General features: G+C 39.9%; 22 protein-coding genes and 2 pseudogenes. 2 read left to right on the top strand and 22 right to left on the bottom strand.

What is annotated here, in order from left to right; translation table 11 throughout:
• Positions 1-203 precede the first annotated feature (203 nt).
• Entirely contained in the window at positions 204-1001 is a 798-nt protein-coding gene (locus tag GNP95_RS15230) for a hypothetical protein (protein ID WP_155611719.1), read from the top strand.
• 140 nt (positions 1002-1141) lie between these two features.
• Here the strand turns inward: GNP95_RS15230 and GNP95_RS15225 are convergent, their stop codons facing one another.
• The 22 genes and pseudogenes from GNP95_RS15225 to GNP95_RS15120 form a co-directional block, all read right to left on the bottom strand.
• The gene (locus GNP95_RS15225; protein WP_155611718.1) at positions 1142-1591 is read right to left on the bottom strand and encodes a DoxX family protein; all 450 of its coding nucleotides are present in this window, start codon (positions 1589-1591) and stop codon (positions 1142-1144) included.
• 29 nt (positions 1592-1620) lie between these two features.
• A complete protein-coding gene (locus GNP95_RS15220; RefSeq protein WP_155611717.1) occupies positions 1621-2211 on the bottom strand; it encodes a TetR/AcrR family transcriptional regulator in 591 nt (196 codons plus the stop codon).
• Positions 2212-3244: 1033 nt separating this feature from the next.
• A pseudogene (locus tag GNP95_RS26840) lies at positions 3245-3313 on the bottom strand (oxidoreductase); the annotation flags it as partial.
• Positions 3314-3586: 273 nt separating this feature from the next.
• Positions 3587-3886 (bottom strand): NUDIX hydrolase, encoded by a 300-nt coding sequence (locus tag GNP95_RS15210; protein ID WP_196427197.1) that lies wholly within the window; start codon positions 3884-3886, stop codon positions 3587-3589.
• Positions 3887-3926: 40 nt separating this feature from the next.
• Positions 3927-4607: a hypothetical protein gene (locus tag GNP95_RS15205; RefSeq protein ID WP_230873834.1), complete on the bottom strand. Its 681-nt coding sequence runs from the start codon at positions 4605-4607 to the stop codon at positions 3927-3929.
• A gap of 275 nt (positions 4608-4882) precedes the next feature.
• Positions 4883-5932, bottom strand: a complete 1050-nt coding sequence (locus GNP95_RS15200; RefSeq protein WP_155611714.1) for a hypothetical protein — start codon at positions 5930-5932, stop codon at positions 4883-4885.
• A gap of 197 nt (positions 5933-6129) precedes the next feature.
• Positions 6130-6297 carry a hypothetical protein gene (locus GNP95_RS15195; protein ID WP_230873833.1) on the bottom strand — a complete coding sequence of 56 codons (168 nt, stop codon included), beginning with the start codon at positions 6295-6297 and terminating at the stop codon, positions 6130-6132.
• A 457-nt stretch (positions 6298-6754) separates the two neighbouring features.
• Positions 6755-7450 (bottom strand): hypothetical protein, encoded by a 696-nt coding sequence (locus tag GNP95_RS15190; RefSeq protein WP_155611712.1) that lies wholly within the window; start codon positions 7448-7450, stop codon positions 6755-6757.
• Between the two features lie 136 nt (positions 7451-7586).
• A complete protein-coding gene (gene yqeK, locus GNP95_RS15185) occupies positions 7587-8201 on the bottom strand; it encodes a bis(5'-nucleosyl)-tetraphosphatase (symmetrical) YqeK (RefSeq protein WP_155611711.1) in 615 nt (204 codons plus the stop codon).
• A gap of 223 nt (positions 8202-8424) precedes the next feature.
• Entirely contained in the window at positions 8425-11562 is a 3138-nt protein-coding gene (locus GNP95_RS15180; RefSeq protein WP_155611710.1) for an Ig-like domain-containing protein, read from the bottom strand.
• Between the two features lie 406 nt (positions 11563-11968).
• The gene (locus tag GNP95_RS15175) at positions 11969-12340 is read right to left on the bottom strand and encodes a retropepsin-like aspartic protease (protein WP_155611709.1); all 372 of its coding nucleotides are present in this window, start codon (positions 12338-12340) and stop codon (positions 11969-11971) included.
• Positions 12330-12587 carry a hypothetical protein gene (locus GNP95_RS15170; protein ID WP_155611708.1) on the bottom strand — a complete coding sequence of 86 codons (258 nt, stop codon included), beginning with the start codon at positions 12585-12587 and terminating at the stop codon, positions 12330-12332. Before GNP95_RS15170 ends, GNP95_RS15175 begins: the two co-directional genes overlap by 11 nt.
• A gap of 122 nt (positions 12588-12709) precedes the next feature.
• A complete protein-coding gene (locus GNP95_RS15165; protein WP_155611707.1) occupies positions 12710-13561 on the bottom strand; it encodes an SDR family oxidoreductase in 852 nt (283 codons plus the stop codon).
• Between the two features lie 21 nt (positions 13562-13582).
• Positions 13583-14740 carry a GNAT family N-acetyltransferase gene (locus GNP95_RS15160; RefSeq protein WP_155611706.1) on the bottom strand — a complete coding sequence of 386 codons (1158 nt, stop codon included), beginning with the start codon at positions 14738-14740 and terminating at the stop codon, positions 13583-13585.
• Complete coding sequence (locus GNP95_RS15155) at positions 14712-16103, bottom strand: F390 synthetase-related protein (protein ID WP_155611705.1); 1392 nt, start codon at positions 16101-16103, stop codon at positions 14712-14714. Before GNP95_RS15155 ends, GNP95_RS15160 begins: the two co-directional genes overlap by 29 nt.
• A gap of 11 nt (positions 16104-16114) precedes the next feature.
• Positions 16115-16828: an MBL fold metallo-hydrolase gene (locus GNP95_RS15150; RefSeq protein ID WP_230873832.1), complete on the bottom strand. Its 714-nt coding sequence runs from the start codon at positions 16826-16828 to the stop codon at positions 16115-16117.
• 26 nt (positions 16829-16854) lie between these two features.
• A pseudogene (locus GNP95_RS15145) lies at positions 16855-17325 on the bottom strand (beta-ketoacyl-ACP synthase III); the annotation flags it as partial.
• 330 nt (positions 17326-17655) lie between these two features.
• Positions 17656-18192, bottom strand: a complete 537-nt coding sequence (locus tag GNP95_RS15140; RefSeq protein ID WP_155611704.1) for a hypothetical protein — start codon at positions 18190-18192, stop codon at positions 17656-17658.
• A 360-nt stretch (positions 18193-18552) separates the two neighbouring features.
• Positions 18553-19383 (bottom strand): hypothetical protein, encoded by an 831-nt coding sequence (locus GNP95_RS15135; RefSeq protein ID WP_155611703.1) that lies wholly within the window; start codon positions 19381-19383, stop codon positions 18553-18555.
• Positions 19384-19662: 279 nt separating this feature from the next.
• Positions 19663-20502: a toll/interleukin-1 receptor domain-containing protein gene (locus GNP95_RS15130; RefSeq protein WP_155611702.1), complete on the bottom strand. Its 840-nt coding sequence runs from the start codon at positions 20500-20502 to the stop codon at positions 19663-19665.
• A 548-nt stretch (positions 20503-21050) separates the two neighbouring features.
• Positions 21051-21869 carry an HNH endonuclease gene (locus tag GNP95_RS15125; RefSeq protein WP_155611701.1) on the bottom strand — a complete coding sequence of 273 codons (819 nt, stop codon included), beginning with the start codon at positions 21867-21869 and terminating at the stop codon, positions 21051-21053.
• 214 nt (positions 21870-22083) lie between these two features.
• On the bottom strand, positions 22084-22296 hold the full coding sequence (locus GNP95_RS15120) for a helix-turn-helix domain-containing protein (RefSeq protein WP_155611700.1): 213 nt from the start codon (positions 22294-22296) through the stop codon (positions 22084-22086).
• A gap of 156 nt (positions 22297-22452) precedes the next feature.
• On the opposite strand from GNP95_RS15120, the gene GNP95_RS15115 reads away from it, so the two are divergent.
• On the top strand, positions 22453-22725 hold the full coding sequence (locus GNP95_RS15115) for a hypothetical protein (RefSeq protein WP_155611699.1): 273 nt from the start codon (positions 22453-22455) through the stop codon (positions 22723-22725).
• The last annotated feature ends 45 nt before the right edge of the window (positions 22726-22770 follow it).

The raw sequence follows: 22770 nt of genomic DNA, 5'->3' as shown, positions 1-22770 counted from the left end.
AATATGAAATATTTGGAAAATGTATTCCAATTCCATTATTGAAAAGGAGTAAGTTAATGAAAATCCCCCGAAACGCTTATTTTTCTAGGCCAAACTTCATGAAACGGGTATGAACCCCTTGTAATCATTAATATTTATATGGTTAACAGCCGATAATAATATAATCATAAAGATATTTACCATAATATAGGGGAAGTGTTCAAATGGCACAAATCTCAAGCCTTTCAAGCAGCTCGCAATCTACAGCGCCTGCAAAGTCTAGAACGAACATAATGTCACCCATTGATCGGGAAATTGAGCAGCTAATGAAGCAAAAAGGAATTATTAACGAAAAAATCGCTAGTATTAGATCAGATGAAAAATTAGACTCTAAACAAAAAGATGAAAGAATCAAACTATTAAACATGGATTTGCAACTGCTCGAATCTCAAATTATGCAGAAACGAATGGAGAAAGCTGAGAACAATAAAAATGACAAAAATGCTTCACCCCAAAAAGAGAATTCCAATAAAAAAAGCGAAGCAGACATAAATAACCAAGAAATATCAGGCCCAGCGATGGAAAAGCTTTTACAGGCTAGCAATCTACATGACCAATTAACTAAAATGGCAAGTGTACGCAGATCACTGAAAGTAGAAGCGGACGATCTTAGACTTGAAGTAAAAAAGAATAGAGCTATTCTTGAAATCGACAATGAAGCCGGCGACGAAGGTAAATCAGAAATGAGAAAAAATCTCGAGATCACAGTGAATAAATTCAAAAACGAACAAGCACTGGACATAGATAAGAAAATTTATGAATTGGATCGTAAAATAAGTGAAAAGATCGAAGACACTATAGAGGGTATCCAGAAGGATGATAAGCAAGTGAAAGTTGTCACCGAAGAGGCGAATGGTCAGAAAGAGGCGTCTGTATCTGCCCAACCTGTAAATGCGGCTGATACGCTAAGGCAAAATCAGGATACTGGCAAGAACAATATTGGAATTGATATTCGCGTGTAAAGAGAATCTTGCTTCAGAATATACATAGTATTTATCATAGCTCTAGAATCCGTCGGGACAAAGTTTAACATTAATATGAATAGCACCGGCAGAGCAGTTACCGTTGACTGTCTCCAACGGTGCTATTTTACGGTGAAACTTCACTTCCCGAACAACGGAGACGCCAACAGGATTGCCGTGATAAATACAATCTGAAGCAGTACTCGGACAAACAGTTTTGGAACAGGCTTGCCGCCAATCGTCAATTGTTCTCGAGCCGCATATACATTGGCAGGGAACATCGCGATTAAGAGCACAACCAAACATATTGAAGCGGCTAGTGAGAATTTGGGCAGCAAAATACCGATAGCTCCTGCGATTTCAAGCCACCCGGTTATGGAGACAATCCATTCTTTCCTTGGAAAAGCAGGAGGGACCATCCGAATCAGGTCAGGCCGCCTTTTTCCCCAGTGAGCGGAAGCCGTAAGCAGCAGCATAATAGCCACGGCTATTCTCAACGAGGTATGCCAATCGTCGAAATAGGACCAACCAAACAAACCGATGATCCGGAACAACAAAAAAGATACAACAAGGGCAATGAATGGAGCCATAATAATCCCTCCTTAGATAATAATGAGGACTAATTTTTCAAAGTGGCGGCCATAAATGATGATAAATCTTGAGCAGTGTAAGAAACCGGAACCTTTAGGAATGAAGAACGGACGCGTAGACCAAACGATAACAGAACAAACATTTCAGCCGTTCTCTCCGAATCAACCGATTCTTGAATTACCCCGTGCTGCTGGCCGATTACAATCCATTGTTTCGCTAAATGAACAGACCTCTGATAAAAATGGTGGAGTACTTCCGCCACAGCAGGTTCATCTTCCCTGCCAAGCAAATACATCAGAACTTTATTGGTTACTTCATTTGCATTCTCCAATGCTGCTAGATTACTCGTTATTGTCAGCATCGGTCCGTCAAACGTTTTCTCTCCTTGCTCCACTTCCTTCATGAATTGTTCGTTGATTTCTTCGAGCCGATCCTGCAATACCCAAGCAAAAATTTCATCTTTGTTCTTCACATAATGGAAAATAGCTCCCTTGGATAATTCCGATTTCTCCATAATATCCTTCATCGTAATCGTGTGGCAGTTTTTCTCCCGTAGCAACTCTTTGGTTGAATCAAGGATTTGCCGGATGGTTTGTTTCCTTCTATCTTCATTTTTCATGGTAAATCCTCCAGGTTATTTATTATCCACCTTTTACCAAAGTGCTTATTGCCATTATACAAACCGACCGCTGGTTTGTAAATATGAATTTCAAGATCATTATTGAATAAAATAACCCCCTGCCTACAGGCAAGGGATCTTTCGTCTACAGATTGCTAGATGCCTGAGCAACCAAAGCAACCAGGAGGGATGAATCCACCGTATTTCCCTTCTTCAGCTTTACTGTTTTCTTTCCGGGGGACCATCGAACATTCCAGCAGGCAGCTCCAGCGCAGCTGCATTGAAAATCGTAACAGTTCGCTGGGCAATCGTTGTCTCCGGTAAGAGAAAAGACCTCGCGATTTCGTCTGTAGTCAGGCCGCATAATACGTAAAAGCAAAATCGACATCTTCGTTTAAAAATTATTGATAAAAATAAAAAAAAACACCTTTCGGTGTTTCTTAATGGCGGAGCTTAAGACAATTCCTACACTTGGATTAGGGGTCTGTCAAGATTTGTAAAATCATTTCAAGTAATCCCCCGAGGGGGATTAGCCTGCTTAACGTAAATGGTTACCGATGCGTTCCGGGAAAAAGACGGAGAACTCCAGCAGCATCTGTCCCCAGTATTGGACTCGACCTAGTAATTGTCGTACGACGAGAAACCCGGCATTCAAGCGGTTATTAATACGACCGATGATCTGTCCTTCGGTCTCGGGGAACATCCTATCATCGCAGGGGACTCCGAATATAGACGGTATAGAACACTTAGAGACCAACATGTTAGCCCTCGTACGAGCGACCTGTCTGGAAGAGGCTATGCTAACGGTTGTCATTGCGCTTAATCTTCCCTAGAAAGGGGGGGTTCTTTTCTAACGGTTGTATGAGCGCTTATTTGGACGAAATAGCCCCACTGCCTACGAAAAACCGTAAATAGGCTCGATGGCAACCGTTACATTTTGTTAAACCCCACTTTTGCCAAAATAACGTCGCTCACAACCATTAGAATTTGTCGCTCACAACCAACAGGATTTACGCTCACTTCCACCTACAACCTCCTGGGCAGTAGCCAGCTGATTTTCCTTAATGAAAGCCCGCAGTTGTTCTTTTGACCAAAGTCCCATGTGTTCTCCCAAAATTTATATTACTTCCACTTTAATGGGCTTAGGAGTTTACACAAACTATTTTACAGACTCTGGATTAGACCCTTAAGAATTCCTTGCAAAATTGCATAAGTTACTTCCGAATCATTAATCTTGCTATCTTTAATCATATTCAATGTCTCTTCAACACTTATGTCTAGAACCTTAATATTCTCATATTCCTCAAGTTGCTGGTCAGCAATTTCTATAATCTCATCCGTATAGAACACATGTGTCGTTACATTGCTTATCCAACTAGCCGGAGTCAGGCTGCCGAGATATTGTAATCGCCCCGCATTGACCGCCAACCTCCTCCAGAAACTCCCTGCGAACCGCTGCTTCCAGATCTTCGCCTGACTCGGCCATCCCTCCGGGAAGTTGAATTACAAAATCATTTACTGCTCTTCTAAATTGCTGCACAAATATAAAAGAATCCGACTGTCTCGCTAACATCACAACAGCTTGGTTATTCTCGCTAAGGGTATAAATCTTTCCGAATTCATCTTCTACTATTATGTTTCCATTCTTGCGTGATAAAACAGTTAAGTCTTTCATAACTAACTCCTTTGTCACGAACTTTACTATGGGGCCGACCCTAAAATTCATCTGTCATACTGTCCAACTTCTTTACCCATTCACTATCGTTCCAAATATCGGGGTCGTCAATTGTTAGATTTTCTCCACGCACCATGAAATCATAACTATCTTTTGCCCCCGTGTACCAATCAACAATGACTAACTTCCCGTTTACATTACGTACGAGAAACTCAGTAACTTCACCATAACCGCCTACAGTCATATTAATATGTACCGGTAAGTGCAAATAGAGATAACCTCCATCCACATCATCCCTGTACTCCACTTCCCAAGCGTCAATATCAATATTCTGCACCGGATTATCAGTAAGATTGTGCTTAATATGCACATCATATTGGGATTGAATTTTTTGTTGCGTATACTGTTTAAGGTGATCGTTTTCAATGAATGTATCCAATTCAATATCGGAGCCGTTCCAAACCGCTTTATAATAGTCAGTCAGCGCCCTCACACACATTTCATAAGCCGTTTCAAAATCCTGATCAGATAGTTCGTCTTCATTTTTAGCTGCATATCCGGGTAATAGCTTCTGTTCAGTACTACGCGCTACTTCCGCATTTAAAGCACGATCTGCACTGCGATCTCCCGAGACTACAGGGGCCTCTTTTGGGTTATTTCCATTGGTTTGATCTTGACTACACCCAGCCAAAACAAGTCCAATGGCGATAAACAACATCATAAATCTTGTCATAACATGACCTTCTTCCCCTAGAAGTTATGAATAAACGATTCCTTTTCCAAAATCTATGCCTGAACACTACCGATTTCCGATAAAAATACCAAGCCATAACCAACTGCTATTGCGATCGAGAAAGATTGAATTAAACTTCCCTTGTCCTTAAGTGCTGTACTTTTCTTAACTCCATTCTTTTACCCATGATTATAGCCCATTTGTAAAATAGAGGAAACGACAAAAAGAAGTGTCGTCTCCCCCAATAGTTCGTCAAAAACTTCTTACTGGATACTAACCAGCTCAATGCCATGGTCTTCAGAAGAAACTAACAGATAAAGACGGTTACCATCGTAACCTATTGTTTTATAATTAAAGTTCTCAATTGTTCTGGGGAACTCTTTGAGCGTCTCTCCATACAGGTTTATAAGGAATATTTTATTATCCTCTGATTCCGTCAATGCAAGCTTACGATTAAAATACTCGGATTTCCAATTTGAATCCCATGCGGGGAAGCTGCGAATAACCTTGTTGATGATTTCCCCTGTCTGTAGGTCATATTTGGCGTAAATGGTATAATCAGAATCTACATTAATTCCAAGTGGATGGCCGATTTGACTTGTAGAATTTACAATCAATTCATTTCCTTCAACCGAAAAACTAGTGTTCACATTCCACTCAGCAGGGATAGTAATCGCCTTTTTGGTAGTTATATTTAATATTCGGTATAAATCCTGTGATTGAGTTGAATTATCTCCATTCAATTTAATAACTACATATGGTGTTTGCAGTTGAACGTCTTTTGTAATAGTATATTCATATTTCTTATCCTCAGCCGAACTGTAAGGAAGAGTCGTTATTGGCTTTTTCCAAGGATATTCATAAAAAAGTACCTGGCTGCCATTCACAACAGCCAGCTTTTCCTTTTCTTTATTTATTGCAGGCGCCCAGCTAATCTTTATGTTTTCCGTTAACTTTATACTAGGAAATACTTGCTCCGAAAGAATAGTTCCGTCAGCGGAAATTGTCACTTTTTTTAACTTATTATTATCTGATGTAATAACGATAATTTTTAGTGGATTGGTTAACACTTGACTGTCGTACACTATGGGGAATTTCTTGCTCCACATTATTGTTTGAGTACTCAAATTTATAACTTGAAGCTGGTTATTAACATGATCGACGAGTAAGGTTTGTGTTGAGGTTAACGCGTAAGCTTTCGTGGACTCAGCAAGCAAAGTTTCTGAATATTTAGCAGCTGCTTCCGTAGTCTGGTCCGTCGAGAGAAATGCAAAAAGAAGCATGATTGAAACCAGCAGGCTCATTTTCTTCACGGGGAGAACCTCCATTTTTAAATTGATTTACCTAATTTTAGCATAAATGAAGCCTGGATGTTATAGAGCCTCCTTGCTTTCTCGCTCCCAGATGATGCTGCCTTCAAGCCTCAGCCCCAGACAGGGCTGAGGCTTTTGTTGTTTGCCAGGCTTTCTCTCAGATACGATGTGAAGCTAATGAAAATTAGCGTTCTTCATTAAGTTTTGAAGTTTTTGTACTGGTATTCTTTATTGCTTTTGGCTTCTTCGCCATAGAAACTCCAACCATCAATAACCCCAATTAAATCCCCTTCTTCATCAAGAATCCACGCCGCCTGACCAGGAATCAGTTTCGGCACTATGATTGAATGAACCATCCGAATCAACGGAAAGTATGACTCCTTCTCTAATCTTTAGGCATTCATCTCGTTCCAAATGGAATAAACTCTATCCCCTATTTGTGGTTTCTTTGTACTTATGGATAGAGAATTATCTGTTTCGTAAGGAAAACCAATAAGGTTCACTCTAGGGTCACTAAAGGCGACCATCTCATCGAGACTCCCATATTCCATATTCTCCCGGGTGTTATTTACATAAACTTTAAAGGATCCTGCTGCTGATAAAAAATCATAATTTTTGATTACAAACCCGTTCGTAAAAAAAACCGTACCTTCCGTATATGCTTTCCCTAATTTATTGAAGCTTTTCGACGTATCATTCCGTTGTTCCTTGACCGTGGAATCCCCTAGATAACTCTTGTCTCAGGCCGGGCATTTGTTGTCTAGCTTATTCCATGCCGCTAAGTCCCGAAGCATGAATATGATGTTACTCGGAAGCTGCTAACTATTTTGACATATTGCCAATAGTATTCTTTATAAAATCATAGGCTCCAGAAGTTATCATTCCTACCATGACTGTAGCAACAATATATCTCAGGTTATATTTCAATTTATTTTCATCTACTATGTAGGTATACGGCATTAGCCATCTGAAAAATTTAGTAAAAACATAAAATGGCATGACCATAATGAGCAAATAAATCAAAGCTTGGGGAATTTCAATATACTTGTTTAAAAAATAGATGAACCCCCCCGTCAGAGCCAAGGATACGAACACGGCATATTTATGAAAAATAAAATGCAAATTTTTGGTTTTTTTAATATATATTTCAATGAAATCTCTGACTTTAGCAAGCAATTCTTCATTATTACTACTTATCCTGTAAACCGATCTAAATCCCCCTAACCCTTCTCCCTTTTCATATGTACTTAAATAAATTTCAACATCAATTATTCTTTGTATGTTGTATTCAATTATTATTGCCTTTATCGGCTCCTTGATTTTGAAAAAATCTATATTGTGAGGATCAGAAAACGAGTTTCTTGTAGAGTTTGTGATTATAGAGTATTTTACTCTGGGCTTATATGCGCGAAATATGGTTATCATTTCATCGTGAAGTTTTAATATATCCTCTTTTTTCATGGTTAGCGAGGTAATTCCAGAAATAAATTCATTATTATACTTGAACTCTTCAATCATTAAATACCCTCCAAATTAAATAAGAATGCTTTTTAAACTCTTAGCAAATAACGGCGGTCCTGTCGCCTCTTGCAGACCAAGAGCCAAACGGCTCGCAGCGTTGATACAGTGTTGGCAGAAGTTAATGCCTTACCAATTAAGCTTCCAATAGTTCTTCCCGCGCCTTTATTAACCATGGATGTACAAGCTTTAAAATATCCCGCTGATCCCAAATATGGTCAAGATATATGAATACTGCTTTATCAATTTCAAGACGGCCTACTGCTTCTCTCATCTTGTGCAAGTAAGGATGTTCTCCAGGTAAATTCCATGAGATCTTATCTGAAACAAACAAAATTTTATCCGTCATACTAGAGCTTGGTTTATGAGTCGTATGACTTTCTATTGCACTTAGTATCTCTTCATCCTGTATCCCAAAGATATCTTGAGCCATATATCTGGATAGTTTCTGATGGACACTTCTATCGTATTTGTACTCTTCCTCGAGCACTTCAATAGATAACTGTTCTGCTACCTCGAGCATTCTAGAGATTGGAACTACATTGCTTATATCATGTAATAGAGCCGCACATTCGACTTTCTGAGGATCAAGCTCGAATAATTTAGCTATTCGAATAGCTTCGTTAGCCACCTCCAATGTATGATTTAATGTCCTGAGATCCTTATTCTGACTAAAGAAGGCATGAATATCCTCCCTTATATTACCGGTCAGTATGAGATTCTCTGTATAACAGCTGAAAATATCATTCATGTTTCACCATTCCTTCGCATTAATTTCTGTTCACGTGGTATCGTGTTCACTCTTTAAACCTTCAACCTTTATTTCTTCTATCGTTATCAAAGATTATAGTTCATTTGTAAAATAGAGGAAATAACAAAAGGAGACTCCACCGTAGTGTCGTCTCCAATCTAAATTCCGTACTCAAATTTGTTCTTTCATATTTTTACCGCGTGGTGAATGAGCCTCTAGGGTGTTATTTGGGAACAGATGCGCGAACAACCTGCACGAACGCTCTATAGGTCTTGCCCTGATACTCGGCGGTGATATAGGTTATACCTGCACGAACGCCGTTAATGTTCCCATCTTGATCATAATCGACGATCGCCGGGTTGTCGCTTTTGAAGGTGGACGTCTTGGTGACATTATGAATGTTCCCGTCTTTATCCTTGAAGAAAGCAACGGTGTCAATCGAAGTTCCCTCTGTTAAGGAGTATTCCTCGGAATCCAGATAGAAAATGCCTTCAACTGGATCAGGATTCTCGCTGCCAGGCATCGTGACTTCAACTTGAAGCTGTGCCGATTGATTTTGATAAACGGCCTGGATGACGGTGATGCCCGGATTAACACCGGTTATCAAACCCTTGGAGTCCACAGTAGCCGTATTCTCATCTTCCGAGGTAAAGGATATGGAATCCGTGTCCGTGAGTACTTGTTCCGTCCCATCGAGGTAATGTGCCTGAACAAGAACTGTTTTTTTCTCACCGGCAGCAATCTTAACGCTCGAATCCTTGAACGAGATTCCGTCTAAGACCGGATCTACCGAAGGGTTTTCTGCTCCTGCGGTTTTGGTGACTTGCAGGAAGGACTTCCCGTTTACTTTAACGGTTCCAGTAAGTACAAATTTGCCATCCGATGTTACGGTTCCATGATATAGTCCTGTCAAATTCGGTTCATTGAAATGGTGTTTGCCTATAATCTGACCGTCTCTGCCAAGCTGTAGCGCTACGAACTGGGATTCACTATTAGCGTATCCGCCTGCTGCATTTCTTCCTAACAATACGTATCCTTGGCTATCCCGAACGATTTTATAAAATTCTTGATCCTTTTGAGCCTCGTAAGTTCTTTCCCAAATCACTTCACCACGATCATTAATTCTGGTCAGGTAGTTAACACCATCTTTCGTATTGCTGGCAATCAAATAATCGCCTTCATCCGTTGAAATGATCGAGTATGCGATGCGTCCAATCGGGAGTAATTTCTTGTTCCACACTACATCTCCGTTAGGACCCAATTTTGTCACTATAGCCTCGTCATTATTGCCTTCGTAGGTATCGACGACACCGACAGCAATGGAGCCGCCATCCGGTGTAGCTAAAATATCATTATAGTTCTGATAGTAGCCAAAGCTGTACGTTCTATTCCACATGACTTGTCCCTGGGAATCTGTCTTCAGTACATAAGCCGGGCCAGCTTCAGGGTTAGCACCTGTCACAACGAATCCACCATCATCCGTTTCGTCAACAGCGTTCCCCGCACGATCGACCCCGGGAAACTCCTTCTCCCATTCTAGAATACCTTGAGCATTGAGCTTGGCCATGAAGACGACATCACGTGTATTACGACTGTAGTCATGGTTACTAGTGGTTCCGCTGATGAGAATTCCGCCATCCTTCGTCTCGATAGCCTTATGAGCCTCAGCATGACCAGACAAGCCATGTCTAATCACTTGCTGCCATTCGATTATGCCTGAAGCATTCAGCTTTAGAACATACGCGTCTCTAATCCCGTACATTTCATACCGCATGTCACCAGTTATAATATATCCTCCGTCAGACGCAGGGACTATGCTTCGTACATAAATGTAGGAATGATCTATTCCATATTGGTAGGACCAATGGTCAGCATCTCCAAGATTCGGAACTTCAAATACCTCGACTTCTAACTGTGCCTGATGATTTTGGTAGAACGCATGAATGGTGGTTCTGCCGGCCTTGATTCCTTTAATAATTCCTTTGAAATCAACGTTGGCGATCTCCGCATCATCAGAGGAAAAGGATAAGGAGTCCTTGAGTGTTTCTTTGGAGCCATCCGAATAATACGCAGTTACTGCAGTAGGTGTATGTTCCCCGACAGCCATCTTTTTCCCGTTATCCGTAAAGCTGATTCTCTCCAACGTACGTTCTCCAGGCTGGCTGTTAGGTCCTGCCAGCTTAGTCACCTGCATGCAGTAACTTTTTATGTCTGATACTTGACCGAGCAACGCGTAACCACCATCCGACGATGCGGTTAATCCCGTCATAGAATCGAAATCTTTGACTGTAAATTCGTTCTGGTTCAAGAGCTCTCCATGGTTATCAAATTTCGATAATTCATATCTTCTTTCCTTATCATTATGGGAATTTTTATCAATTTCCGCTAAGAGGGTATATCCTTCGTTAGTACGTACGACTTTCTTGAAATATCTCCGGTCGATTGGTAGTTTGAACTTCTTTTCCCATAGTACTTTGCCATTCGTATCTATTTTGGTTAAAAAATAGGCATCTTCCCAATCCGAATCTACACCGAAGATCACGTACCCATCATCGGAGGGAGCGATTGAATATGCTGTCCTTAATTTGGGGGCTGCGGACAGTTTTCGGGTCCAAACTTCCTCCCCGTCCGCATTTAATTTACTGATTACAGCTCCTCTATTCGGATCGTTGAAAAATCGGTCAACCTGGCTGCCTACCGCGATCGAGCCGCCATCCGGAGTTGCAATGATATCCTCAAAGTCCTGATCATAACTAAATTTTAGCTTTTTCAGCCAAAGTTCCTGTCCCTGAGCATTTATTTTTAATACATAAGCGTAGTAAATATCTGACCCCCCAAAGCTTCTACCCGTAATCACAAAGCCATTATCCTTGGTTTCTGCCACGGACAACGAATACATAGTAAAGTCATAGTCGTATTCCTTCATCCATTCCACAGCGCCCTGAGCATTTAATTTGATGAGTAAGATGTCATATTTTCCGTTTTCTTTTAGAATGCTTCCACAGGAAAGATATCCGCCGTCTTTCGTTTCAATTGTCACATCAACTTCAGTTCTGCTAGTGTTATTATGCTGAATTTTTTGTTCCCATTGTAGTGTCCCGGATGAATTGAGCTTCAAAATGTTCGCCTTTCTAATTCCTGACTCCTTTTCAATGACAGTGCCTGTAACAACATAGCCTCCATCCGAGGTAGAGGTAATATTTTGCCCGGTTACCTTTTCATCCACGCCGTACTGGCGGGACCATTCAATCACAGGCTTCCCGGCTTCAGATGATGCATACCCGTGACTAGACGCGATTCCCGATACTAGGGTCAGGCTGAGAAGAGCAAAACTGGTTTTACGAATAATGGAACTTAACAAGCTTGGACACTCCCTCCAATGTTTAGGTGATGAGGATGTCGTGATAGTAAGCTCTACCCTGATTATTTATTAAGTTGAAAGGATAAGATATCCAACCAATTGCATAAATTTTACAGTTACAAATTAGGGGAAAAGGACTATCGCTATTAGGACTGCTTGTTCCCAGCTGCGGAGAGAATAACTAAAGGGGATATTCGCCCTTACGTTACCGAATTCAAAATCGGAGACCGGGTAGAGCAGGCTACACCGATGATAATAAAAAACGAGTGGATATTGATACAAAACTGAATATCTATTCTGATATCATACAGAAGCTTCCCGACCACCAATAACATGATTGATTTAAAATAGGCAGGGTCCAAATGGACCCTGCCTACTTACTCCCTATTCAACCAACTTTTAAATATCAAATACGCAATTCTAGTGTTTTCAAGTCAATAATAAAATTTTGTTGCTTCAGAATATCCAACCCAAGCAGCCCTCTATGATCTCTAGGCAGAATGCCTACATCTATCTCTATATTTTCAATGCTTCGTGTACCTATTTCGATCTTGTCCATAATTTTTGTATAGAAAGGAGTGCTTCCGCCAATCCCGTATGCTTCATAAATAGAATCCCCTGTTTCGTAGGTCACACCAATTTCCTCTAAAATATCGGGACTGATTATAGTATGTGAAGATCCGGTATCTATAACTACATCTTCTATTCTCAATGTCCGTCCTCTAAACGTCACGGAAAGTGACGTTGTAATTAACTGTCCGTCATAGTTAATTTTCATTGCTATTACGTCTCACTCTTATTAGTGGATCACGTCGGAGATGAATTACAAAGTCTTGATTTGAAGTATGGTACACTACATTCCCTGGCTTTACTTGAAAAAACTCTTTATTAGCATCTTCATCAGGTACCGTGCGAATTGGTGCAACTTCATCTACTACTTTTTTGTTGCCTTCCTCGTGATAATTAAGTATGGAAACCAGAACAAATTGATCAGGAAACAGTTCTCTTACCTCTTGCCATTTCATTCGTTCTACCTCCTACAAATTCGCTCTAATTCTTCATTCTATTTTGATTTTACCATACTTATAGCCGAACGTTCTCAGTATACTTTATTTATATTAACTATTCTGCCGATATTCTTAATTTCTTATTTGCGGAGCTGGCGCAATACAATTTGTTCGAACCACTTCCAAGGGAGAAGCGCCTTCCCCCATATCGCAGTCCATGCTCCCTTTCCTAACACGTAACGCAATTTGGGATAGCGAGCTTGAGCGATTCGCACCACCGTCCTGGCCACATCCTGCGGATCGCTGGCGTTGTTAGCTACGTTGTTGCTGTAGGCCAGAATAGCTGCAAGAGGCTCCTGATAGGGTGATTCTTTCCTTGCTCTCATCGAAATATAATCGAAGCCTTTGGACCAAATCGCGGTTTTGTATGCGCCTGGTTCAACTAAAGAAACGTAAACGCCGTATGGCAGCATTTCCAAACGAAGCGATTCACTGAATCCTTCCACCGCAAACTTTGAAGCCGCATAAGGCCCGTACCCGGGAAAGCCAAGTCTGCCGCTGATGCTGCTGATGTTAATAATTTTCCCGTATTTTCTCGATCGCATATGTGGCAATACTTCTTGGGTTAGAGCAACAAGACCGAAAAAATTCGTGTCCATGGCGTGGATCCAGTCCTCTAGTGGAATCTCCTCCACAAAGCCGCCAAGTGAGATGCCGGCATTATTCACAAGCACATCAATGCGCCCATAACGCTTCATAAGTTCATCCACGGTCTTGCCAATTGCTTGCTGATCGCTCACATCAAGGGAACAGCACTCGATATGCTGGCTTAGACCCTTTTGCTCCGCAGCTTGCATCAACGCATCCTGCTTCGTGATATTGCGCATCGTGGCAATGACATGATAGCCGCTTCCGGCTAATGCCAGCGTGATCAGTAACCCAAAGCCGCTGGATGTTCCCGTGACCAAAGCAATCGGTCTGTTTTGCATCATGCCCTGCAGCCTCCTTTATAGTTAGAGCTTATACTTTCGGATGATAGGAATTCCAATTTTGTTAAGGACGGTTTGCAAAAATGACCAGCAAAGCCGCCTTCGAAACGGTAAGTGTCTATCGTAAACAGCCGAGTACTCCATCTCAGCCGCAGCACCCCGCTTCCTTTTGAAATGAGCAGCACCAGAGCTTCTGTTTAATAAATGACCGTTGTCCAGCGCTATATAGAATAAAAGCGCAGACAACATCCGGTACAAACCCACTTCTCTCGGCAAAGAAAGATCGTAACCGAGCAATGGGGTCGTCATGACTCCGTTGCGGCAAAAATAACCTATCACGGCATCAATACGCCCATTTTTCCGAAGCGCTTTAAGGTGAAGAATCTTATTCTTAATCGCGAGAGCGATAAAATCTTCGTTAAATTGCGGATTGTACATCGAATATTTTTGCAAATACAAAGCACTGTACAGCTCCAATATTCGCGAAATATCTTGATCTGACAATTGATCATTATCTAACATCTCATAGCCATGGCGAGCGATTAATGCATAGTCCTTCTTTAACAGCTTGCGTGATTTGGAACTTAACGAGGCAGACTGGCTGGAATGCACGAGATAGATTTGGCGGGAGGCTACCATTTTATAATTTAATCGGCGTAACTCCTGAATAAGCTTCTCATGGTTCGCTTCATTAAGGGATCGATAGATGATCGCATAGTCAGGAAACTGCTTGGTTAAAAAAGAGTGCAGCGCCCTTAGTTGATCAGGTGTTAATTCGGGATATAAATTCGTTGAGACGAACCAGTTGTTTACATGAACCGCCTTATTGATCTGGCTCGCTTTAAAAAATTGCCCTAATCCGCCGAGCAGGGCTGACAAGCCTTTACGCAGCAGTGCATTTTGGAGCAATACGAGCTCTTGCTTGGCATAGCTTACATAATGCGTATAAGGAGAGCATACATAGGAATTGTCATATTGTGTTTCAGTGATTGAAATAGGAAGCACGATACCATCAACTGATACCGCCAAATATCTAGCTTGAACATTGTTGATATAATGCGATGGCTGGCGCTTCACGAACGGCAAAAGAAACTGTTTAGCGTACTGCCCATCTTGGGTGTCCGGCCATGGCAGATCGTCTATGGTATCTGCATCATATAAACGGATCTGTATCCTCTCCAAGCTGAAATCTCCTTTCCACTCGGCGCAGTTTTTTCAGTTCGGTTAGCTCTCCCTGCTTATCGTATCTAGCGTAAATATCCTGTTCGTATACATTAAATTCAATGGCTGGCGGCTTGCAATTTATTTTAAGAAATAAATCATTCATGGCATGAGTGATGTGCTCTTCAATTTGTGCAGACCTGGAGCCAGCCTCATCAGCCTCATCTACCCTCAGGCAAATTTCAATTCGATCAGGCGTATGTTGAATCGCTAAATACTCAACCACTTTCTCGGAGGCTTGAATAATTGCCCGGCTAATAAAGTCAGGAAATATCGGCCTTAGCCTGTCGTCATGCAAGCTGTAGCCATAAAATATATCATCACAGCGCCCTTCTATGGATTCTATTGCTAGATAAGGAGAACCGCACGGACATGGCTCAGCACGTTCGGTTAGGATATCATTCAGACGGTATCGCACAATCGGTTGAGTCCTTCTCGAAAAGTCCGTAATAATCGGAACAAATCGGCCAAGCTTCTGATCTAAATATTCTTTTTCAATGATAACAATATCTTCGTTCAGGTGAAGGGTGCCATGGGAGCAAGTACAAGCCAGAAAGCCTTCCGTGCATTGATAGACTTGATGAACCCTTTGTTCGAACTGTGTCTCTATGGCCTTCCGAACCAACGGATCCAGCACTTCAGCAACAGAAATGATTTTATGGGGATGGATTTGCAAATGCCCCTGTTGTTTAGCTTGAGCCAAAATCCGGAGCATCGATGGCGGAGCGACTAATAATCCAGGACGCTGCTCGTTCAATCGTTCAATATGCTCCTTAACCGGATTCAGCAAATCATAATAATGAAATTGAAGCCGATGGCTGCCGACACTGCCATATAAATTGCTATTCGCCCGAAGGAAAAAAGCAATACTCTCCTTTTGCAGCAATGAATGAGGCAGCATTTTAGCGATGACTGTTCCCGACCATGCCCTTCTTTCTTGAGGACTGACGAGGAAAATACCGCGATTTCCAGATGTCCCCGATGAGAGTCCGAACGTAATCGGACCGATGGTAGGGGCAAAATCCCGGCTGTTCTCCGCTTGATACGCCACGGCAAAAGCTTCTTCTTTCGTGATTCCAACCGTATTTAATTGGTCGAAATGCTCCATCATCAGCTCTTTATCCATGATCGGAAATTGCCGCCACTGGGCATCCGTATAATCCTTCCAAAGCTCGCGATAAAAAGCAGAATGCTTGCGGACAAAACGAACATGGCTTCGTACTCTCTCCTCCTGCCACTGTTCAACCTCTTGACGATTGGCTAGCCTTTGATGAAGCTTTGTCCGCAAATAGTGGTATACAATAGCTCCTTTGTCAATCAACATGACTTCCTCCCCTATTTAAGAGACTCCCCAACTTCGCTGCAATGGGATGGAATAATTCGATATTCCGGATGCTGCTTGTGAAATTCGCATATGCGCTGGAAGCTTTCTTGATACTGCCGACGATCATCCATAATCAGGCCAGCAAGCCAATGGGGAGGCCGGGATTCCCGATACGCTCGACTGGACCATACAGCATCCGCACATAAAAAATACGGCTGATCCTCAGTATGAAGTAGAACGCCAATTTGACCGACAGCGTGTCCTGGCAAGTCCACGGCAATCACACTTCCATCGCCAAAAAGATCCAAGCCCCGCTCAAATGGATAACTAGAGGGCAGCGAGATCCCTTGTTGTTCATCTATTGGTAGAGAACGCTCCTCAAAATCACTCGGTAATAAGTCCGGCAGGAAGCCTGCTCGAACCGCCGCTAGCCCTCTGCGGTGCTTCATTTTATCGTAAGCTGCTTTTAAATAAATAAACGAAGCTTCAGGAAAATCACAAACCCCGGCAATATGATCTGCATGAAGGTGGGATAGAACGACATATTTAATGTCGCTTAATTTAATCCCTGCCTCTTTTAATTGATAGACCGCCGTCTCCCTTTCTGGGATAGAAACAGGGGTCGCCTTTCGATAGAGCGAATAAGGAAAACGACTTGCTGCTTGGAAGAATCGTTCCGAATACCCCGTATCAAATAAGATCGGGCCTAACCTCGGATGCTCCATGCAGGCAAACAGAGCAGGAATTTGCCACTTTCTTTATGAGACCAATCCAACCCAACCGAAGCCACTTCCGTCGCTACGAGCAAAACACGACGATAACGCCCTGCCGCTACCATATAAGACATAACATCCAATCCAGTTAAAAAACTTAAACAAGTCGAATTGATATCAAACGCAGGAACCCCAGAATACTCTTGCCCCAATGCCTTTTGGATTAAAGAAGCCGTACATGGAATGGACTGCTCCACCGTGCCGCTCGTAGATACAATACAGTCGATATCCGAAAAAGTAAGCCCCGCATCCTCTAACGCAGCTTCCGCTGCCCTTGCCCCCATGAAGGAAGCGGTTTCGTCTTTTACAACAAGTCTAACTCTAACGTCTGTTTTCTTCAGCACCCATCCACTGGGTACCCCTAGTTTCTTATCTAAGTCTTCTGCTGTGATCACTTGCTCCGGCAAACATTTACCCGTTCCTACTATCTTAATCTTCCGAACCTGCATCACATCAACCTCCTGTTGCTAGAACTTGTAAGTTATGTAATTCAAACTAGACCTTCTTTAATTAGAAACAATTCATAAACAAATGGCTGAGACTCAGGCGCAGCTATATTCCTACTATTTTCTACAACTTTCTACACCTTTCCCCAAGATTATAGCCTATTTGTAAAATAGCGGAAACCAAAAAAGGAGACTCCACGAAAGTGGAGTCTCGGATTTAAGTTATTTATTAGAAGCTTTTAAAAGAATAGCTGAAACAACTTCTCTGTTTATCTTAGTAGCATCCCAAATAAGATTCGGTTAGGCGCAGGCCCTTCTTCTTCGTAATCCCTACTAAGGTGTATTTCTTTCCTTATTAATGAACTGTTTGTAATAACCCCTAAATACATCATAAACAGCTTGTATTTCTTTGATTTCCTGAGAGAATTTATTTTGTATCTCTGCTTTTTGTTTATATTCGAGGTCAATATTGAAGTCAGAGTCCTCATACTCAGTTAATAAATCAAAAAAGTATTCACATGGTTCTTTCACACTTTGGCAATTGTCAGCATATTGTCCAGACGTAAGTAGAAAACTAGCCCAAGATATTTCTCTTCGATCGTACTTTATGTACAAACAAGCAATGTATTGATCAAACAAATTACTATTATAAAAATCAATAAATGGTTCTGAATTGATATATTTGTTGACTATTTCGATAGCACTTCCTTGAAAGCGCACTGTTGCTAATTCAATTATCCAATACGGTGGTTTTGTATATTCAAGAATTATATCATCACAAAACAACTGGAAGTGCTTATACCAGATTAATTTACTATCAAGCATGATACTTAATTTACAAGCAAATTCTTTGTTAGGTTCTATCTTCATTGAATAACTCCTTATTAAGGACTTTCGCCTAACCTCAATGTACTCAGAGATGTCCATTTCCTTTGGATAGCTTTATCTTAGGGAATGTATCTGCCATCGAAGCTCTTTCAGTTATATACCAAGTCCATAAATTCTGAAACACTCTCCCATATTTACGACGCAACCCGGCCTTAGATAGATCTTATCTTAGGCAAGGTCATTTGTTCTCTCAGCTTCTTCCATGATTATACATTTGACAACCAAGGAGTGGTAGATTTGATGCCAGAATACGGTGCTAGATGATGTTACTGCTTCTCTCGATTTAGCCCAAAATATCTTTTCAGTTCATTGATCATGCTTAAAGTATGTATTACGGATATTTTAAACAATCTCTCTTATATTAATTATGTTCTTCCAAGGTATTACATATGAAGATTTCATATATGCATACTCTTCTTTCACATCATTATAGAAAAAGTCATTCCATAATCTGTATAATGATTTTGAAATAAGCCACTTTTTATGTTCATTTCTAAAATAGTCATCGTGATATTCATCCTCATTTTCATAGAATGTAAACCATTCAAAATTCTCAAACTTCTCTTCATACTCTAAAACAAAAGCTTTAGATTTTTTCGTCCAATCATATTCCAAATTTCTTTTACTTACTTTAGAAACATTAAATAGGAACTCTGGTCGTTGATGAACGTACCCACCATATTCTTTATCACCTTCCATTGCTAGGAAAGCCGATATTTGATTATCATAGAATAGCTTATGCCCAATATCTTTTAGCTTGCTTTTAAAAGATTCACTATCTAGAAAACCATTGTATGAGTCGCTATTATAACTAACATCATAGCTTTCGCTTCCTACCCTCATAATTTGGTTTCCTATGTCGAATTCAATTCCATGACTCCTTAAATAGATATTTAGAGGTGTTGATAATGTTAAAGCTAACTGTAAGTTCATCAAACCATGTTTCTTAATTGATTCCAGTTCGTCTGTACAAGTTGTAACGTGAGATGCGACATATGTTAAGTGATCTGTCTCTACCTCATTTAGATTTATACCATGCACTTCACAAAAATCATTCACATCAATTTCATTACAATTACATATTACATAATTCATCAATATATTTTCATCAACGCCAAGCCAATCTATTAAGAATTTTTTTGTTCCATCAATAGTTCTCAAATCAAATCTCATAGTAATTCACTTGTCCTCCTGATCGACTTTTATTTTGTTGTAAATAAAAATTCACCTGATTATTATTAATTACCTCCTTGAACATTCCTGAAAATATTGGCGATTTTATCTAATGTCTTGTATTCACGAACCCGAGATGCTTAAAGAGCGATAGCAACCGGATCCGACAGACTAGCCTCTTAGGGTTGTGAGCTTCTGCTTACTGCTTCTTGCGAATCAAGGTCGTAGCCCGCAATGTAGATACGGTGTTATATATAGATGCCTCACCCTCAATTTACTTCAATTTATCATTTTTTCTTTAAAATATTTCTGTAGCGTTGGAATTAACTTCATGGCAATTTGATTAATTGTATCAGTAGAAGAAACTTTCAAAAACTTTCTCCCTACGATAAACAAAGGCAATTCATCTATGTTTACATCTTCAAATACAATAGTTAAGATCAATATATCGTTTTTCCCTGCTAATCTTGCCAAAAATGATTCCATTTCGATCTGACACCAATTAGATTTAAGGAAATCGTTAGTAACCCAAAAAATCACCGCACCAGAATCTTTAATACCTTCTTGCACTTTATTTACGATAGATTCACCAAAATCGATATTAATATCGTCATACCAAACTGGTAAGTTTGCAGCATTTAAGTAAGCTATAATCTCTTCAACAAATGGTTTATTCTTAGACGTGTGGCTAATAAAAACCGGCAGCTTCTTACCAAGTGGTCTCATTGAAATAATCTTTGCAACCTCTCTTCTTTCTATATATTGAAAGTTTTGATCGTACATAACATCAACTTGTTGAGAATCAATTAGTGTCATGAGATTAAAGCGACTATGCTCTAATTCTGAAAATAACTCATCATATGTAATATCTGGTCTATATCGAACTCCTGAGCCGATCATCATATCTTTCATTCGGTCTATTTGTCCAATTATTGGATTATCATAACTAAATACTATAAAAAACTCTAGATTATAAACATTATGATTAACCATTAAACTGACCATTTGAAGTGAAGAAGCGTCTTGCTCATCCAACAATTTTTTAATAATAGGTTTCAAATGTGTTCTCTCACCAAAATCACATTCCCATACATAATTTCTTTCAAGTTGTTTTGTCATCTTGATTCTCCTTCTTGAAATTTATAAACAATTTTACCTAACTTCTTTTTTGCGAACTTCATGAGCTCCTTTTCACGATGTATATTTGTCGAACTTCACCTATTCCCATATTTGCGTGGGATTCGCGAACCTCTCCCTCCATTTTCCAAAACGACACAGGCACAACTATTTTCCTACTACCATATACTTTCTTTACCCAAGATTATAGCCCATTTGTAAAATAGAGGAAACGACAAAAAAGAGACTCCACAGAGTCTCTAATTAATGTTAATACATTAAAAACTTCTTACTGGATACTATCCAGCTCAGCGCCATTACCTTGCAATGGAATAGTAAGTAGAGCCTGTTACCATCGTACCCAACCGTTTTATAAGTTAAAGTCCCCAAAAGTTCTAGGGAACTCTTTGAGAGCCTCCCCATACGGATAAAATATTCATATTTTCAATTTGAATCTTGTGTGGAGAAACTGCGACTAAGTCTGTTGTTAATTTTCCATGTCTTTAGGTCGTATTTTCGTCCATTTAACAGTGAAGTTACCGACACACGAATTATCCTACAAATATATTATTTCGATGATAATCCAGGTATATTCTATTCTCATTTTTAATATCTATCTTCATGTTTTTATGAATCCCCAATTGTTTAAGTTCAGAGTGATTGTATCTATTTGAAATAAGAATTTCACCATTATTATCAAAAGATATTATTCCTTTATCGAATACGATATCCAAATTCGGCACTAATAACAAACCATTATATTTATCCATTCTCTCTTGATCATTTGAAACGCTCCATGGCTTAATATGAGAAGCACGTAATATATCAATTAGCTTACACGAAGTAACGGAGCAACCATTCCATAAATTAATCAAAGATGCACGAAAATTTCCCTGGCCTATTCGGATTAGTATTTGACGCTCTTCTTCAGTTTTAATATTGAAACCTAGAATATTCTGAATATCTGATTCGAGTGAGTTTTTGATTTCTCTATTTCCATAGAACCAGTATTTACGCTTACCCCCAAAGGATCCTGTTGGTGTTACTCCATTGGACAAACAAAATTTTAAGTATTCATTTTCTATATCGTTATCATAACGAGGGCTATATCCGATAATTTTTGTAATGGCCTTATTAGTTATTCCTCCGTGCTTATCCTCATTATTTGTGTGAACATCAATATTATTATTTTTATATCCAATAAAACGACTTGGACCAAAAAATAGTCGTCCCCCACGTTCAAATACAACAAAGCATATACCTCTCTTTAATCTATCGAGATAATATTCAGAATACTCACTCGAATGTCTATATGATTCCAATCGAAAAATATTATCTACTATTTCCTCCCAAGTCGTTACAGTCTCCATGATTATCATCCCTCTTTTATTCTCATCGATATTCCGCATAACTTTCCCACATCTACGACACGACCCGGCCTTAGACAGTTATCTTAGGCCGGGTCGTGTGATGTCTGAATATTCTACTTTGTCCTGACAACCAAGGGACGAACGCTCCACTGTGTAGATGCATTGTTATACAACGATGTTCTTCTATGAGTATCCCCCACATCGTTTAATGTTCTTAATTATCAGGTGTGTATTCAATTAAATCTGATAGTTTGCAACCAAATGTATCGCACAGTTTGAATAATGTTTCTAATTTTGTCGTCTCAATATTTATTTCTTTATATAGTTTGTTAATCGAATTTCTACTCAGTCCTGATCTTTCCATCAACTCTGTTATATCATCGATCCGGTGCTCTGCCATTAGGACTCTAATATTACACTTTATCAAAAGGAATCCCTCCTATACTAAATATATTATCTTTCACAATCATTTTTTTCAATTAAGATTCATTATTTTCACCTTACAGAGTTAATAATCGCCCTTGTAATTAACCATATAAAGATATATAATAACCTCATAGAGTTAATGAGAGGAGGTAAATCATTGATTGAATCCTTAGAAGTTTTAGCTGATCCTTTAATTCGAAACCGTATAGAGACGCTATACTCAAATTCGGATATTAAACAATTTTCTTCTGATTGTGAACAGTATCTAGAATTAATTCGAGAATCGCTTCCCGATAACCTTCGACATACCCTATTTCTTTATGAAGATACCCTAACTTCATTGCAAACTGTTTTGGAAAGTAAAATATATCTACAAGGTTTTAAAGATGCACTATATCTTTTTAATGAATTACATATTCAAATGAAATAAGGGCCAGTGGCCCTCTTCTTTGTATCTTAAAAATATAAAATCGGA

It is taken from the genome of Paenibacillus woosongensis (assembly GCF_009725165.1).
GTDB classification, from domain to species: Bacteria; Bacillota; Bacilli; order Paenibacillales; family Paenibacillaceae; genus Fontibacillus; species Fontibacillus woosongensis.
Note: the sequence above shows the minus strand (reverse complement) of the source record. Positions and strands in the feature narration are given on the sequence as shown.